The sequence below is a fragment of the Chlorobium sp. N1 genome (assembly GCF_004332115.1).
GTDB lineage: Bacteria > Bacteroidota > Chlorobiia > Chlorobiales > Chlorobiaceae > Chlorobium.
Genome location: NZ_SJPA01000002.1, coordinates 305,778 through 321,473, shown reverse-complemented (window position 1 = coordinate 321,473; position 15,696 = coordinate 305,778). Strand labels below are relative to the sequence as shown.

At 62.7% G+C, this 15,696-nt stretch carries 14 protein-coding genes and 1 tRNA gene; 9 read left to right on the top strand and 6 right to left on the bottom strand.

The window, feature by feature from the left end:
- Window positions 1-5: 5 nt before the first annotated feature.
- Entirely contained in the window at window positions 6-1,571 is a 1,566-nt protein-coding gene (locus tag E0L29_RS04895) for a 4Fe-4S dicluster domain-containing protein (protein WP_131355536.1), read from the bottom strand.
- 347 nt (window positions 1,572-1,918) lie between these two features.
- Here E0L29_RS04895 and E0L29_RS04890 point away from each other — a divergent pair, with 347 nt between their 5' ends.
- Window positions 1,919-2,125 (top strand): dodecin, encoded by a 207-nt coding sequence (locus E0L29_RS04890; protein WP_131355533.1) that lies wholly within the window; start codon window positions 1,919-1,921, stop codon window positions 2,123-2,125.
- A gap of 75 nt (window positions 2,126-2,200) precedes the next feature.
- Here the strand turns inward: E0L29_RS04890 and E0L29_RS04885 are convergent, their stop codons facing one another.
- The 3 genes from E0L29_RS04885 to E0L29_RS04875 all read right to left on the bottom strand — a co-directional run bounded on the left by E0L29_RS04885 (window position 2,201) and on the right by E0L29_RS04875 (window position 6,324).
- On the bottom strand, window positions 2,201-3,586 hold the full coding sequence (locus E0L29_RS04885) for an outer membrane protein transport protein (RefSeq protein ID WP_131355529.1): 1,386 nt from the start codon (window positions 3,584-3,586) through the stop codon (window positions 2,201-2,203).
- 241 nt (window positions 3,587-3,827) lie between these two features.
- Complete coding sequence (locus E0L29_RS04880; protein ID WP_131355526.1) at window positions 3,828-5,693, bottom strand: phosphoenolpyruvate carboxykinase (GTP); 1,866 nt, start codon at window positions 5,691-5,693, stop codon at window positions 3,828-3,830.
- 103 nt (window positions 5,694-5,796) lie between these two features.
- Window positions 5,797-6,324 (bottom strand): TlpA disulfide reductase family protein, encoded by a 528-nt coding sequence (locus E0L29_RS04875; protein WP_131355523.1) that lies wholly within the window; start codon window positions 6,322-6,324, stop codon window positions 5,797-5,799.
- 196 nt (window positions 6,325-6,520) lie between these two features.
- On the opposite strand from E0L29_RS04875, the gene E0L29_RS04870 reads away from it, so the two are divergent.
- The 8 genes from E0L29_RS04870 to E0L29_RS04835 all read left to right on the top strand — a co-directional run bounded on the left by E0L29_RS04870 (window position 6,521) and on the right by E0L29_RS04835 (window position 13,104).
- Window positions 6,521-6,593: transfer RNA gene (locus E0L29_RS04870), tRNA-Thr, on the top strand.
- A gap of 71 nt (window positions 6,594-6,664) precedes the next feature.
- Window positions 6,665-8,053, top strand: a complete 1,389-nt coding sequence (atpD, locus tag E0L29_RS04865) for a F0F1 ATP synthase subunit beta (protein WP_131355520.1) — start codon at window positions 6,665-6,667, stop codon at window positions 8,051-8,053.
- Window positions 8,054-8,067: 14 nt separating this feature from the next.
- Complete coding sequence (gene atpC, locus E0L29_RS04860; protein WP_131355517.1) at window positions 8,068-8,334, top strand: ATP synthase F1 subunit epsilon; 267 nt, start codon at window positions 8,068-8,070, stop codon at window positions 8,332-8,334.
- Window positions 8,335-8,404: 70 nt separating this feature from the next.
- Window positions 8,405-9,355 (top strand): LD-carboxypeptidase, encoded by a 951-nt coding sequence (locus E0L29_RS04855; protein WP_131355514.1) that lies wholly within the window; start codon window positions 8,405-8,407, stop codon window positions 9,353-9,355.
- A gap of 96 nt (window positions 9,356-9,451) precedes the next feature.
- Entirely contained in the window at window positions 9,452-9,736 is a 285-nt protein-coding gene (locus tag E0L29_RS04850) for an ATP-dependent Clp protease adaptor ClpS (RefSeq protein WP_242664284.1), read from the top strand.
- A gap of 60 nt (window positions 9,737-9,796) precedes the next feature.
- Window positions 9,797-11,266 carry a glycine--tRNA ligase gene (locus E0L29_RS04845; protein WP_165498823.1) on the top strand — a complete coding sequence of 490 codons (1,470 nt, stop codon included), beginning with the start codon at window positions 9,797-9,799 and terminating at the stop codon, window positions 11,264-11,266.
- Window positions 11,267-11,286: 20 nt separating this feature from the next.
- Complete coding sequence (locus E0L29_RS04840) at window positions 11,287-12,429, top strand: geranylgeranyl diphosphate reductase (protein ID WP_131355511.1); 1,143 nt, start codon at window positions 11,287-11,289, stop codon at window positions 12,427-12,429.
- Window positions 12,430-13,104 carry a DUF3593 domain-containing protein gene (locus E0L29_RS04835; protein WP_131355508.1) on the top strand — a complete coding sequence of 225 codons (675 nt, stop codon included), beginning with the start codon at window positions 12,430-12,432 and terminating at the stop codon, window positions 13,102-13,104.
- A gap of 13 nt (window positions 13,105-13,117) precedes the next feature.
- Here the strand turns inward: E0L29_RS04835 and E0L29_RS04830 are convergent, their stop codons facing one another.
- Both E0L29_RS04830 and E0L29_RS04825 read right to left on the bottom strand, forming a co-directional pair.
- The gene (locus E0L29_RS04830) at window positions 13,118-14,848 is read right to left on the bottom strand and encodes a S41 family peptidase (protein ID WP_242664283.1); all 1,731 of its coding nucleotides are present in this window, start codon (window positions 14,846-14,848) and stop codon (window positions 13,118-13,120) included.
- Complete coding sequence (locus tag E0L29_RS04825) at window positions 14,814-15,677, bottom strand: 2,3,4,5-tetrahydropyridine-2,6-dicarboxylate N-succinyltransferase (protein ID WP_131355504.1); 864 nt, start codon at window positions 15,675-15,677, stop codon at window positions 14,814-14,816. Before E0L29_RS04825 ends, E0L29_RS04830 begins: the two co-directional genes overlap by 35 nt.
- Window positions 15,678-15,696: the final 19 nt, after the last annotated feature.

The following is a 15,696-nucleotide window of genomic DNA, read 5'->3' as shown; positions in this document are numbered from 1 at the left end:
AGGGATTAACTTAAAGAGATGGTCTGCGGGGCCTTGACCCAGACTTTTTCCGTATAGAAGACGCCGACGAGGGCCGATACCGCAGCCAGCGCCAGTACCGGGCCGCCCGATCCGGCAAGCACCGCCAGCAGGGGCAGGACGTTGCCGAAAAGGACGCTGCCGAACCAGAAGTCCTGCTTCAGGCTGCCGCTCCTGATCGCCTCGGCGGCGCGCTCGGCTCCGACCGACGGATGGCGACCGAAGAGCTCGGAAGCCATCACGACGAGATGGAGCACGAAGGATCCGGCAAGCACCTGGCCGAGCAGGCCCGCCTCGGCCGTGCCGATGCCGGTGAAGAGCGAGACCAGCGCCATCGCCGCACCGCCGGCGATCACCGAATTCAGGAGCATGTGCAGGGAGAGCATCGGGCTCTGCCAGAAGTCGCGGCCCTTGGCCGAACCGAAGAGAAAGGCCGTGTAGACAGCGGTCAGGAGCGCCATCGCCGCGCCGCCCCAGAGGCCGGCCGACGCCAGGAGGGGAAGGCCGAACCAGGTGCCCGCGCCCCAGAGGGCGAGGAAGGCGCCGTAGCCGGTGATGGTTAGCCCTCCGCGAACGAGCCAGGAACCGAACTGCGGACGCAGCATGACGGAGGTGAAGCGGTCCGGGCGGTCGAGATCCTTGACAAGGAAGCCTCCGGTGAGGGCGAGGAAGACGAGCGCGATCGCCCAGAGCCCCCACTGCAGGGCCTCGGGAAGCAGCGCGTCCGGCATCACGCTGAAGGCGAAGAGCAGCAGGAACGCGCCGGCAGAGACGGCCTTCGACCAGACGTAGGCCGGAACCTCCCAGCCCCAGACGGAGCCTTTCGAGGGAGCGTCGTAGACCCGGCGGGGCGCGCCGGCCTTCTTCTCTTTGTGGGCGGCCGCCGTGCGCTCCGGCAGGCCGTGGCCCTCGCCGTGCACGGCGTGCTTTGCGAAGTGGCCGACGCCGCGCGACTGGGCGCTCCACATGTAGGCATCCTCTTCGGGAGCCTGGAACGGATCGAGCGAGGCGCCGTCGCCGTTGATGTAGTAGACGCTTGGACCGGTTCCCTTTTCGGGCTTGCGCACGACGGTGCGCTCCTTGGCGACCAGCTTCGAGATCTCGCTCTGGGGATCGTCGAGGTCGCCCGAAATGATCGCCTGCTGGGGGCAGATCACCGTACAGGCCGGCTTCAGGCCGATCTCGACGCGGTGCGAGCAGTAACTGCACTTGGCCGTGGTCTGGGTCTCGGGATCGATGTAGACGGAGTTGTAGGGGCAGGCCTGTGCGCAGGCCTTGCAGCCGATGCAGCGGCGGGAGTCGAAGTCGACGATGCCGTCGTCGCGCTTGTGGAGCGCCTCGACCGGGCAGATCTCCACGCAGGGAGGCTCCTCGCAGTGGTTGCAGCGCAGCACGGTGAAGTAGCGGCGGGTGTCGGGGAAGGTTCCCTTCTCGACATACTTCACCCAGGTCCTGTTCACGCCGAGCGGAACCTGGTTTTCTGATTTGCAGGCGACGGAGCATGCATGGCATCCGATGCACTTGCGGGCGTCAATGACAAAACCGTAATTCATGAACTGGGTTGTTCTAAGTATTATGAAGGGGATCAGGCAGCCTCATGCTCGCCCGGCCTAGCCGGGCGCTTTCGGGGCGAAGAAACCAACCTCTTCGACATATCACTATATAACCGAATAGCTATATAATAACACAAGAGATCGATTCTCCAAAGAATTTTCGGGGATGAGGCGTATTTTTTATGGTCAGAAGGGGCCTGCACCGGAAGACTTTCGGAAATCAGGATCGGATTGGACGGGGTTCTTTTTTGAACATTACGGCCGTTTTGCTAATATGCCGGCTGGAGCCGCGGGCCTCCACCCCGCAAAATCCGCACGCTTTCAATCAATCAAAATCCCTTGCACCCATGAGCGCACACGTCTATAAGAAACTCGAGATCGTAGGCTCCTCCGCCACCAGCATCGAGGATGCCGTCAACAATGCCGTCGCAAAGGCAGCCGAATCGGTCCGCAACATCCGCTGGGTGGAGGTCGAGGAGACCCGCTGCCACGTCGAGGACCAGAAGGTCGCCTACTGGCAGGTCACATGCAAGATCGGCTTTACGCTCGACTGAGCAGCGACACGCCCATAGAAGCAGAAAGGCACCCTCTCGGGTGCCTTTCTCTTTTTCTGCCGTTCACGACACAAGTCAGATGTTGTGCACGAAGTTCAGCGACCAGTTGGTCTGGCTGTGGCTGATGGCCATGCCTTCGCCGTTGGTCTCGGTAACCTCGGGTGCCCAGCTGAAGGCTGCACCGACCTTGGAATCGTCGCTCAGGCGATATCCGAAACCGCAGGTGTAGTGGTTCTTGACGATGGCCGGGAACATCGGGTTGAGATAGGCGTCCGGCACGGGATTGGTCGAGAAACTAGCACCGCCGCGAAGCGCAAGACTCTTGGTCGCCTTGTACTCCACGCCGACCGAGTAGACGGTCTGGTCCCGCCAGTCCTGCTTCATGTCCATATTGAGCGTCTCGCCGGCATAGGCGCCGTTTGCTGTGGTGTTGTCTGCGATGAAGGTCGTCGAGAACTTGTCCATCACGCTCGACCAGTCGACGTATTTGATGTCGCCGGCGATCATCAGCCGGTCGGTCGGGTGCAGGGAGATGCCCGCGGCGAAGGTAGCCGGCCACTCGAAGTTGTTGACCTTGATTTTACCGGTCAGCTCCGTTGACGTATCGTTCACTACGGTAAGCTTCGCGTTGCTCGACTCGAGATCCGACATCATCGTCTGGGAATGGTAGGTTCCGCCGATGGTCAGGAGCCTGCTGACCTTGTGGGTGAAGCCCAGCTTGAAGCCCGTGCCGTAACCGACCGCCTGGCCGATGAACGGGGTGCCGTTGGAAAAGTCATAACGAAGGTATTTCAATGTCGAGGCATTCACCGTGGAGAGCATTGTCCCTCCGGTCTCCATCATCCCGAAATGCATGCCGTCCATGTCCATCTGCAGATCCATGCTGGCCCAGACGAAGTCGGCAGACGCACCGATGGTGGTGTTGTCCGTCAGGTTGTAGGAAATCGGGAACATCAGACGTCCCACGCCGACCTCGGAGCGGATGTCCTTGCCGCTTAAAGCGGTTTGATTTGCTTCGATTTTTCCACCGGTCAATGCTGCAGAAGTATATCCTCCCTGATAAAACGGGGAGTCGCTACCGTAGTCCGTACCCATCCCTCCTTGGCTGAGCACTGCGGCACCCCAGGTGATGTCGCCGTCCTTGCGGATATAGGAGAGGGAGGGCATGTAGAACGCCGTAGCATCCGACTTGTCGGTCATGCCTCCGTACTCGAGCTTCACTGCTGGATGGAGGCCTCGGATGCCGATGCCGATCTCCTCCGTCCCGTCTTTCATGAAGCCGAGGGTGGCCGGGTTGTTCATGACGGCCGAGTTGCCGGTATCGAACGCCATGCCGGCGCCGCCCATGGCGTGCGACTTGGCTCCGTACCCCTCGAGGTTCATGCCGTTGGTCGCCATGGCCGTCGAGGCGCAGCAGCAGGAAAGCGCGATTGCAGCGCCCGTAAATGACTTCTTTAACATAATTCTTGCGTTGTGTGGTTGTTGTGGTCGGTGATGCCAGAATTAACGATACAGCAATATGGTCATATATACCATTAACAATCGTTAACTCCAAAACAAAAAAGAAACGGGCATTATGCACGCAGTCATTAATCCACTGTACGCAAAAGAGTTGTATCGGTTTTGCGGCCCACAAAAAAACAGCCGGTGCGGGGACGAATCCCCTGCACCGGCTGAAGGAAACCAGAAAAAAACAGTCCGCTCAGTTCTCTCCTGAGAACCGCTCGGGGGCCATCGCCCAGTGCGCCGGAGAGAGCCAGAGCGTCGAGAGCATGAGCTCGCGGATGTGCGGGAACTCCTTGGGCAGGCGATCGTAGATCTTCTCGAACAGCTCCTCGTGCGAGAGCAGCTCCTTCTTCCACGCCTCACTGTCGACCTCCATCAGCTTGGAGAACTTCTCCGGGGTGATGGAGTCAAGGCCCTTCCACTCGACGGCATCGTACTTCGGCATCCAGCCGAGCGGGCTTTCGAGCGCCGCGGCACGGCCATGGACGCGGCCGACGATCCACTGCAGCACGCGCATGTTCTCGCCGAAGCCCGGCCAGAGGAACTTGCCGTTCTCATCCTTGCGGAACCAGTTGACGCCGAAGATGCGCGGGGGCTCCTGGACGGTGCGGCCGACATGCAGCCAGTGGTTGAAGTAGTCGCCCATATGGTAGCCGCAGAACGGGAGCATGGCGAACGGGTCGCGGCGGACTTCGCCGATGGTGCCGGCAGCCGCGGCAGTCTTCTCGGAACCCATGGTGGCGGCAAGGTAGACGCCGAAGTTCCAGTTCGCGGACTGGTAGACGAGCGGCACGGTGTCGCGGCGGCGTCCGCCGAAGATGAATGCGCTGATCGGCACGCCCTTCGGGTTCTCCCAGTCGGGATCGATCGAGGGGCAGTTGCTGGCCATCGAGGTGAAGCGGGCGTTCGGATGCGCCGCGGGACGGCCGCAGCCGGGGGTCCAGGGGTTGCCCTGCCAGTCCGTGAGCTCGGAGGGAGGAGTATCGGTCATCTCTTCCCACCAGATGTCCCCGTCCTTGGTCATGGCGACGTTGGTGAAGATGGTGTCGCGGGAGAGCGAAGCCATGGCGTTCGGGTTCGACTTCAGTGACGTGCCGGGAGCGACGCCGAAGAAACCGTACTCGGGGTTGATGGCATGCAGGCGGCCGTCTTCGCCGGGCTTGATCCATGCGATGTCGTCGCCGATGGTCGAGACCTTCCAGCCGTCGAAGGACTTGGGAGGAATGAGCATGGCGAAGTTGGTCTTGCCGCAGGCGCTCGGGAACGCTGCTCCGACGTAGGTCTTTTCGCCATCAGGGGATTCGACGCCGAGGATGAGCATGTGTTCGGCAAGCCACCCCTCGTCGCGTGCCATCGAGGAGGCGATACGCAGGGCGAAGCACTTCTTGCCGAGCAGGGCGTTGCCGCCGTATCCGCTGCCGAAGGACATGATGGAGCGCTCCTCGGGGAAGTGGACGATGTACTTGGTGTCGTTGCAGGGCCACGGCACATCCTGCTGTCCGGGAGCGAGCGGAGCGCCGACGGAGTGGAGGCAGGGGACGAAATCGCTGTCGGGACCGATGAGGTCAAGCACCTTGCGACCCATGCGGGTCATGATGCGCATGTTGGTGACGACATACGGGGAGTCGGTGATCTCGACGCCGATATGGGCGATGGGAGAACCGAGCGGTCCCATGCTGAAGGGGATGACATACAGGGTGCGGCCCTTCATGCAGCCCTTGAAGAGACCTCGGAGGGTCTCCTTCATCTCCTTGGGTGCGACCCAGTTGTTGGTCGGGCCTGCATCCTGTCGGCGGATGCTGCAGATGTAGGTGCGGTCCTCGACCCTGGCGACGTCGCTCGGGTCGGAGCGGCAGAGGTAGCTGTTCGGACGCAGCTCCTCATTGAGCTTGATAAAGGTTCCGCTCTCCACCATCTGCTGGCAGAGGGAGTCGTACTCCTCCTGCGAGCCGTCGCACCAGTAGACCGAATCCGGGCAGCACAGGTCTGCGGTTTCCTGCACCCACTGGAGCAGTTTCTTGTTCTTCACAAAATCCGGGGCATTGATTTCGATTGCGCTCATGATTGTTGTTTTGCGTTTGACTGCCGGTTGAAAAAAGCAACCGCAGCCGTCAAGTCCGGCTGCGGAGAAAACTGGTACGGTGCGAAATGCATGGCATCCATCTTCACCGCCCGAATGCGTTCCCGATCTTCTCTTCGAACGCCTCCAGGCTCCTGGCTCCTGTGATGACCTCCGTTATCTCGCCCCTGGAGTTCACGACGAATGAGGTCGGGATGGAACGGATCCCCCCGCGGACGTGGCCGCTGAATGCGCCGATGACCTTGTCGTCCCCCATCATTACGGGATAGTTGATGCCGGCCTTTGCGGCGAAAGCCCTGATGGAGGGCTCGCTGTCGCTGACGGCCACGCCGATGAAGGTGAAACCTTTGGCTGCGTACTTCTTCTGGAGTGCGACCATGTCGGGAATCTCATGGCGGCACGGAGGGCACCAGGAGGCGAAGAAGTTGACGATGTAGGGCTTGCCGGCAAGGGCGGCAGAGCTGATCGCCCGGCCGTCGAGGGCTACGCCGGAAAAGGCTGGAGCCTTGGCGAGAGCCGCGGCACGGGGCATCGCAGACTGCGCCGGTTCGGGGCGGACAAGAAAAAGAAGGGCTGCGGCAAAAAGGAAAAGGGTGCTTCGGATGATCTTCATTATCAAGATAATGGCAAATAGGGTTCGGAGGGCGGGAAGTCCATTTCAGAACATGCATGTCACCCTCTTCGTTCAATATAGAAATTCTCCTTTTTTAAACAGCCCCCAAACCCGTCCTTATTAATCTTTGCGAATCTTTGACAAAAAAATTATATTTGGGCTTGTTTTTTCAGGGGTATCAAGACGATCGCTTTAGGCCACCTTAGCTCAGTTGGTAGAGCAACTGTTTCGTAAATAGTAGGTCGTGGGTTCAAGTCCCTCAGGTGGCTCGTATCCGGAAATGACGACCGGAAGCCCGAGAATTACAGCTTTCAACATAAATCCTATCCACACTGTCACTATGCAAGAAGGTAAGATTTCCCAGATCATCGGCCCGGTTGTCGACGTCGATTTTCCTGAAGGGCAGCTGCCGTCGATCCTCGACGCGCTGACCATCACAAAACCCGACGGATCCAAGCTCGTGCTCGAGACGCAGCAGCACCTCGGAGAGGAGCGCGTCCGCACGGTCGCAATGGAGAGCACTGACGGCCTCATCAGGGGACTCAGCGTAGCAAACACCGGCAGGCCGATCCAGGCTCCCGTCGGCGAAGGCGTGCTCGGCAGGATGCTCAACGTCGTCGGCGATCCGATCGACGGCCGCGGCGAAGTCAACGCAACGAAAACCTACTCGATCCACCGCTCGGCGCCGAAGTTCGAGGACCTTTCGACCAAAGCCGAGATGTTCGAGACCGGCATCAAGGTCATCGACCTTCTCGAGCCTTACTCCCGCGGCGGAAAGACCGGCCTCTTCGGCGGCGCAGGCGTCGGAAAGACCGTGCTCATCATGGAGCTCATCAACAACATCGCAAAGCAGCAGTCCGGCTACAGCGTCTTCGCCGGCGTCGGCGAGCGTACCCGTGAAGGAAACGACCTCTGGCACGAGATGATGGAATCGGGCGTCATCGACAAGACCGCACTCGTGTTCGGCCAGATGAACGAGCCTCCGGGAGCCCGCGCACGCGTCGCGCTCACCGGCCTCAGCATCGCAGAGTACTTCCGTGACGAAGAGAACCGCGACGTGCTGCTCTTCATCGACAACATCTTCCGCTTCACGCAGGCAGGTTCCGAGGTGTCCGCACTTCTCGGCCGCATGCCGAGCGCCGTGGGCTACCAGCCGACGCTCGCCACCGAGATGGGTGAGCTGCAGGACAGGATCACCTCCACGAAGAACGGCTCCGTCACCTCCGTGCAGGCCATCTACGTCCCTGCCGATGACCTTACCGATCCGGCGCCCGCCACTGCCTTCGCCCACCTTGATGCAACGACCGTGCTTTCGCGCTCCATCGCGGAGCTCGGCATCTACCCGGCCGTCGATCCGCTCGACTCGACCTCGCGCATCCTCGACCCGAACATCATCGGCGACGACCACTACGATACCGCACAGGCCGTCAAGCAGATCCTGCAGCGCTACAAGGACCTCCAGGACATCATCGCGATCCTCGGCATGGACGAGCTCAGCGACGAGGACAAGCTTGTTGTCGCCAGGGCCCGCAAGGTCCAGCGCTTCCTCTCCCAGCCGTTCTTCGTCGCAGAGGCCTTCACCGGCCTTGCAGGCAAGTACGTCAAGCTCGAGGACACCATCAAGGGCTTCAAGGAGATCATCGCCGGCAAGCACGACAGCCTCCCCGAGAACGCCTTCTACCTCGTAGGAACGATCGAAGAGGCCATCGAGAAAGCTAAAACCCTGTAATCCCAGCGAGCACCATGGCAAAATCCGACAAAGGTTTCGACGTCGACATCGTCACCCCCCAGAAGCTGCACTTCTCAGGAGAGGTGGTGAGCGTCATCGCACCCGGACAGGACGGACTTTTCCAGGTCATGAAGAACCACGCCCCGCTCCTTTCCGCCCTCAAGGGCGGGAAGGTCCGGCTCTCTCTTGCCGACAAGAGCGAAAAGACCTTCACCATTTCCGACGGTTTCTTCGAGGTCAGCGGCAACAAGGCAATCCTTCTGACCGAAAGCGTTTCCTGATTCCATGTCACTGAACCCTTAAGCCCGGCCTCCCAGAGCGGATTGCCGGGCTTTTTTTTGGATTGGACGTATGGCACCACTCCTCGCCAAAGCATTGGCTCCCGGGGACACCATCGGGCTCGTCTCCCCCTCATCCCACTCCACAAAGCCGGAGCGGATAGAGCAGGCCGTCTCCTACCTTGAAAAGCAGGGCTACCGGGTCAAACCTTCCCGGCACCTCAACCGCATCAGCACCGACCCGGAAGTCGCCGACCGCGAAAAGCTCTACGACCTGCACGCCATGTTCGGGGACCCCTCGGTCCGGGCCGTCATCTGCCTGCGCGGCGGAGCCGGCGCTTCGCGCCTGCTCGGTTCGATCGACTACGGACTCATCCGGAAGAACCCGAAGATCTTCGTCGGATATTCCGACATCACGGCCCTCTCGCTCGCCATCTTCAGCCAGACGGGGCTCGTCAGCTTCTCGGGACCGATGCTGGCAACCGAGCTGCACGATCCGACCCCCTGCACCGAGGAGCATTTCTGGGGAATGCTCACCGACCCCGGCTACGCACAGCGGATCGAGAACTGCCCCGCACACAGGATTTCGGCCATCAGGGCGGGAGCGGCCGAAGGCCCGCTCATCGGAGGGAACCTCACCATGCTCGCGTCAATGGTCGGAACCCCCTACCTGCCCTCGCTGCGGGGAGCCCTGCTCTTCCTCGAAGACATCAACGAAGCCTCCTACCGCATCGACCGGATGCTCTCACAGCTCCAGAATGCCGGCCAGCTCGAAGGCTGCGGCGGACTGCTCTTCGGCCAGTTCAGCAGCCGCTCGGCCGAACCCGGGGAGGAGGAACGCCTGCAGCGGATCTTCCGCTACTACGCCGGCCGTTGCCGGAACACGGCTCCGGTCGCTTCAGGACTCTCCTACGGCCATGTCCCCGACCTCATGACGCTCCCCGTCGGAGCCCGATGCGGCATGAAGCTCGCCGAGGACGGAAGCCTCAGCCTGGGAAGCACGGAACCGGTCATCCGCCGCTAGTTCCCCGCAGTTGCGTCGCGGCCGCAACTGCCGTATTTTACCCTTACCTGTTTCAACCCGACAACCCGGACACCGCCGGGAACCACTGGAGAGTGTGTGAGCAATATCAAGCACGAAACCCTGGAAAGCCCAGCCCTCAGCGGCACCAACACGGACGATCCCTACCGGGTCGTGCTCTTCAACGACGAGGAGCACTCGTTCGACGAGGTCATCTTCCAGATCATCCTCGCCGTGCGCTGCAGCCGCCGGAAAGCCGAGGCCCTCACGATGGAGGTCCACCACCGCGGACGGGCGATCGTCTTCGGCGGACCGATCGAGCGCTGCCTGAAGGTCAGCGCGGTGCTCGAGGAAATCCGGCTGAAAACCGAAATACAGTCCTGAAGAGGAGCACTTTATTATATTCACCCTCATGAGCTTTTCCCGCAACACCTTATTGACACCATGACCACACCCGACACCGCCCGCGTGCAGAGCGCCAGCCTCTCGCCCGACAAAGTGATGCATAAACTGGTTTCCCTCGCCAAGCGGCGGGGCTTCATCTTCCCCTCATCCGAGATCTACGGGGGGCTCTCCTCCTGCTTCGACTACGGCCCCCTCGGCAGCGAGATGAAGCGCAACATCAAGGAGCTCTGGTGGAACGCGATGACACGCCGCCACCAGAACATCGTCGGCATCGACGCCTCCATCATGATGAACCCGACGGTCTGGGAGGCCTCGGGCCACGTCTCGAGCTTCAACGATCCCCTCATCGACGACCGCACCACCAAGCGCCGCTACCGCGCCGACCACCTCATCGAGAACCACATCGAGAAGCTCCGCCGCGACGGCAGGGACGAGGATGCCCTCCGGGTCCAGGCGGCCTACGAGGCGGCCGGCGGCAGCGATGAACCGAACCGCGCGCTCTACGAGCTGATCATCGCCGAAGCGATCAAGGCCCCCGACACCGGATCGGCCGACTGGACCGAGGTGCGCCAGTTCAACCTGATGTTCCAGTGCAACATGGGTGCCGTGGCGGACTCCTCCGGCACGGTCTACCTCCGTCCGGAAACGGCCCAGGGCATCTTCGTCAACTTCCACAACGTGCGCGAGGCCTCGCGCATGAAGGTCCCCTTCGGCATCGCCCAGATCGGCAAGGCCTTCCGCAACGAGATCGTCAAGGGCAACTTCATCTTCCGCATGGTCGAGTTCGAGCAGATGGAGATGCAGTACTTCGTCAAGCCCGGCACCCAGGCCGAGGCGTTCGAAACCTGGAGGGAGGAGCGCTACGGGTGGTACACCGCCCAGCTCGGACTCAGCCCGGAGAAGCTCCACTGGTACAAGCACGACAAGCTCGCCCACTATGCGGACCTGGCCTACGACATCAAGTTCGACTTCCCCTTCGGCACCGAAGAGATCGAGGGCATCCACTCCCGCACCGATTTCGACCTCACGCGCCACCAGGAGTACTCGGGCAAGAACATGGAGTACGTCGACCAGGTGACCAACGAGCGCTATGTCCCCTATGTGGTGGAGACCTCGGCCGGATGCGACCGGCTCTTCCTTGCTGTGCTCTCCGACGCCTACACCGAGGACGTCGTCGACGGCGAGGAGCGCGTGCTCCTGAAGCTGGCCCCGAAGGTGGCGCCCGTCAAGGCTGCCGTGCTGCCGCTGATGAAGAAGGGCGGAATGGGAGAGGCCGCCATGAAGCTGCGCGACGAGCTCGCCGAATCCTTCGCAGTGCAGTACGACGACGCGGCATCGATCGGCAAGCGCTACCGGCGCCAGGATGAGATCGGTACGCCGTTCTGCGTGACCGTGGACCACGAGTCGCTGGAGAACGGAACGGTGACGGTCCGCTTCCGCGACACGGCCGCGCAGGAGCGCATCCAGATGTCGCAGGCAGCGGCATTCATCTCGGCCAGGCTGGCCTGAACCATCCCAAACCAAGCACCATGCGTTACGATGTCGCAGTCATAGGCGGCGGCCCTTCCGGGGCCGTTGCCGCAGCCGTCCTGGCAAAGGCGGGAATCAGGACGGTCCTGCTCGAGCGGAACCTCGGGAACGTCAAGCCCTGCGGGGGCGCGATCCCGCTCGGCCTGATCGAGGAGTTCTCGATCCCCCCGGAGCTCGTCGAAAAGAAGCTCTCGCACATGCGGGCCCGCTCACCGAAAGGACGTTCGATCGAAATGCACATGCCGAACGGCTACGTCGGCATGGTGCGCCGCGAGAAGTTCGACCGGTGGCTGCGCGATGAGGCCGAGAAAGCCGGCGCCGTCGTCATGGAGGGGCTGATGGAGAGCATCCGCCCGGCAGGGGACGGGTGGCGCATCACAACCCTCAATGGCAAGGTCGAGCCCTTCGAGGCCGCGCACATCATCGGCGCCGACGGCGCCAACTCGAAAACCGCCGTGGAGCTCGGCTTTCCGCCCAACGAGCTGAAGGTCATCGCCATGCAGCAGCGGTTCCACTACACCCCCGAAATCGAGCGGTTCCGCGACATCGTCGAGATCTGGTTCGACGGCGAGGTCTCACCGGACTTCTACGGGTGGATCTTCCCGAAGGCCGACCATCTGGCCATCGGCACCGGGACCGAGGAGGGAAAGCACAGCATCAAGGCGCTGCAGAAGCGCTTCGTCGAGAAGATCGGCATCACCGAGCCCTCCTACCTCGACGAGGCGGCCAAGATCCCGATGAAACCGCGCAAGTCCTTCGCCGCCGAGAAGCACGTCCTCGTCGGCGACGCGGCCGGCCTGGTGACCCCCGCCAACGGCGAGGGGATCTTCTTCGCCATGCGCTCCGGCAGGCTCGGAGCAGAGGCGATGGTACGCCACATCAGGGAGGGGGCGCCGCTCAAGGCCTATGAGAAGGAGTTCCGGCGGCTCTACGCCCCGATCTTCTTCGGACTCGAGGTCCTGCAGTCCGTCTACTACCGCAACGACCGCCTGCGTGAGAGCTTCGTGGCGATCTGCCGGGACGACGACGTGCAGCGGATCACCTTCGACTCCTACCTCTACAAGAAGATGGTGCCGGCGCCCTGGTCGGTGCAGATGAAGATCTTCACGAAGAACATCTTCCACCTCCTGAAAGGAGCCTGAATGCTGCTCTCGCTGCCGAACTGGATCATCCACATCTTCTCCTCCCTGGAGTGGGGAGTTGCGGCGCTGCTGCTCTACCGCCACGGCACCCTGTCAGGAAGGCCGGCGGTGCGGACCTTCGCGCTCTCGATGCTGCCGCACTGGGCGGGCAGCTTCTTCGTGCTCGGCTACCATGCCACGGGGGACGCCATCCCGTTCCTGCTCGACATGTCGGAGCTCGTCAACCTCATCGGCAGCATCGCCCTCCTCTTGGCAACCCTGAAGATCCTCAGGAGCCTTCCGAAGCCCGCTTCGGAGGGGTCGATGACGACCGCGGCGCTCTTCGGCACGATGCTGATCGCCGGACGGCCGCAGTCCTGGATGGGAGAGGACGTCTTCGACCTCATCCTCCAGCTCTCGAGCGTGGTCTACCTAACCTTCCTCGTACTGCTCCTGATGGTATGGAAACGCGACCGGACGGTCTTTTCGGGGCTGACGGTCGGGGGATTCTGGTTCGTCCTGGTCTTCATCTCGGTGACGGTCGGCTGCATGTACCTGGCAACCGAGGTGCGAGGCTACCCGACCCTTTCGCACGACGACCTCCTGCACGGCGGGGCAGAAAGCCTGCTGAGCCTCAGCAACCTCATGATCGCCCTCGGGGCCCAGAAAAGCATCATGCGCGAAAGGCGGAGCTGAGAGCCCCCGTGGCTCAGCGGCCCAGCATGCGGCGGTAGGTGCGCGGGGAGGAAAGGATCCCGGCCGCCTTCAGCACCACAGGGTCCCGGCCGATCTCTTCATCGAACGCGCGCCCTTCATCGTAATGGAGGAGCAGCTCCTCCCGGAGGGCCGCTGCGACCTCACCCGCGGCTGCCCGCATCTCGCCCGCACGCGCCAGGTCGACCTCACGCTCCATTGCGACGAGCGCCGCACCGGTTTTTGCGTCCTCTTCCCTCTCTTCTTCGGCAAGGAGCTTTTTCAGCTCCTCGAGCTTGCGGTCGGCGGCGGAACGGTAGAGGAACTCCTGCGCCTTCAGAAACACCCCGAACTCCGAGGCAATCGCGACACTGTCCGCCGCGGCGGGCGGCGCGGGGTGCGTGCTGCGCCACTCCCTCGCAAAAAGGAACAGCATCCCCTTCCGGTAGAGCGCATCGAGATATGCGGAAGGCTCGGGATCGGAAACGGCGACATCCGGCTGGATCCCGCCTCCGCCATAGACCTTGCGCTTCCTCGACGTCCGGAACACCTCCTCCGTTCCCGCACCGGCCTTCTGCCGGGGAAGGACGTCACGCGCGCCGTGCGCGAGGCCCGACTCTTTCTGGATGAGACGGCCCGAAGGGGTGTAGTACTTGGCGGTGGTGAGCTTCAGCGAGTTTTCATAGGGCAGGCCGATGACCGACTGCACGAGCCCCTTGCCGAAGGAGCGCTCTCCGACGATGACGCCCCGGTCGAGGTCCTGCACTGCTCCGGCGACGATCTCGGCCGCCGAGGCGCTTCGTGCGTTGACGAGGACGGCAAGCGGCACTCCGGCGTCGAAGGGCTCCTTTGCGGTCGAGTAGGACTGGGTGGCTGCGGAGGATCGGCCCCGGATGGAGACCACCGGGCTCCCTTTTTCGACGAACGAGGAGGTGACGTCGACGGCCGCCTCGAGCAGCCCGCCGGGGTTCTCCCTGAGATCGAGGATCACGCCCCGCATCGGGGTGCCGAGCCGCACGGCCTCGGAGCGAAGCGTTTCGAGCGCCCCGCGCAGGTCTGCTCCCGAGCGGTCGGCGAAGCTGCTCATCGCGATGTAGCCGATGCCCTTCGCCCCCTTGAGGAACGCTGCGTGCTCGACCGTGCTCAGCTGGACCTCCTCCCTCATGATCCTGCGCCTGAAGGGCTCAGAGCCGCTGCGGCGGACATCGAGGGTGACGGGGGTGCCGACGTCGCCGCGGATCAGTTCGCGCACCTCGTCGAGCGACTTTTCATCGAGGGAGGTGCCGTTGACGGCACTCAGCCGGTCGCCGGTCCGGAGGCCGGCTTTCGAGGCCGGCCATCCATCCTCGACGGAGGTGACGTAGACGCCCCCCTGGAGGGCGGCGATGGTGATGCCGATGCCGGCGTACTGGCTGCTGGTGAGCTCCCCGAGATCCCGCGACTCCTCGGCATCGAGAAAGACACTGTAGGGGTCGAGGGTCTCGAGCATGCCGTCGATGCCGGAATAGATCATCCGGCCGACATCGAGGGTGTCGACATAGTTGCCGGCGACCTGGCGGGTGACCTCGCCGAAGAGGTCGATGCTGCGGACGGTATCGAAATACCGCTCCCCGCTCGACGCTGCCGCGACGGAGGAGGGAGCCCCCATGGGGAGGGCGGCAAGAACGAGGGCGGCGACCTTCAGCCGAAGGGGGACCGCCCCCCGCCGCCGCTCAGCGCAGGGCGTCTTCGAGTGCGGTTGCCGCATCGGTCCTGGTGTCGCGGTACTTGATGATTACCGGAGTGTAGATGGAGAGGCCGTGCTCATCGGCGAAGGCGCCCTTGAGGCTCCTCGATCCGGCCACGACCACGGCCCCTTCGGGAATAACGAGCGGAGAGTCCTCCGTCCTGCGGTGGACGGTGCCGCGGGCGAGGTCGTAGACCGGCGTGGAACCGTTGAGGATCACACCGGTGCCGATGACGGCCCGCTCCCTGACGATGGTTCCCTCGTAGATGCCGCAGTTGCCGCCGACCATCACGTCGTCCTCGATGATGACCGGCACGGCGCCGACCGGCTCGAGCACGCCGCCGACCTGCACGCCGGCGGAGAGGTGGACGCGCTTGCCCACCTGGGCGCAGCTGCCGACGAGGGCGTGGGAGTCGATCATGGTTCCCTCGTCGACGTAGGCGCCGACGTTGACGTAGGCGGGAGGCATCATGACGACGGAAGGTGCCAGATAGGATCCGTCCCTGACGGAGGAGCCGCCCGGAACAATGCGCACGCCGCTCTCGAGCGAAAACGACTTGAGCGGCCAGGTGTCCTTGTCGATGAATGCGAAGGAGGATCCCTCGACGCCGGTCTCCACCCGGCCCTCCTCGAGGCGGCCGAGCTTCATGCCGAGCAGGATGCCCTGCTTCACCCATGCGTTGACCCGCCATCCGCCCTCGCCCTTCTCGGCGGCCCGGACGGAGCCGTCATTGAGCAGCGCCTTGAACTCCGCGAACACCTCGCGTGCCGCGTCCATCTCCTGCAGTTCCCGAGCTCCGAGAGCTCCGTATTCCAGTATCCTTTCCTTCAGTGCGTCGTATGCGCCCATCTTTTCACTCCTTCTTTCT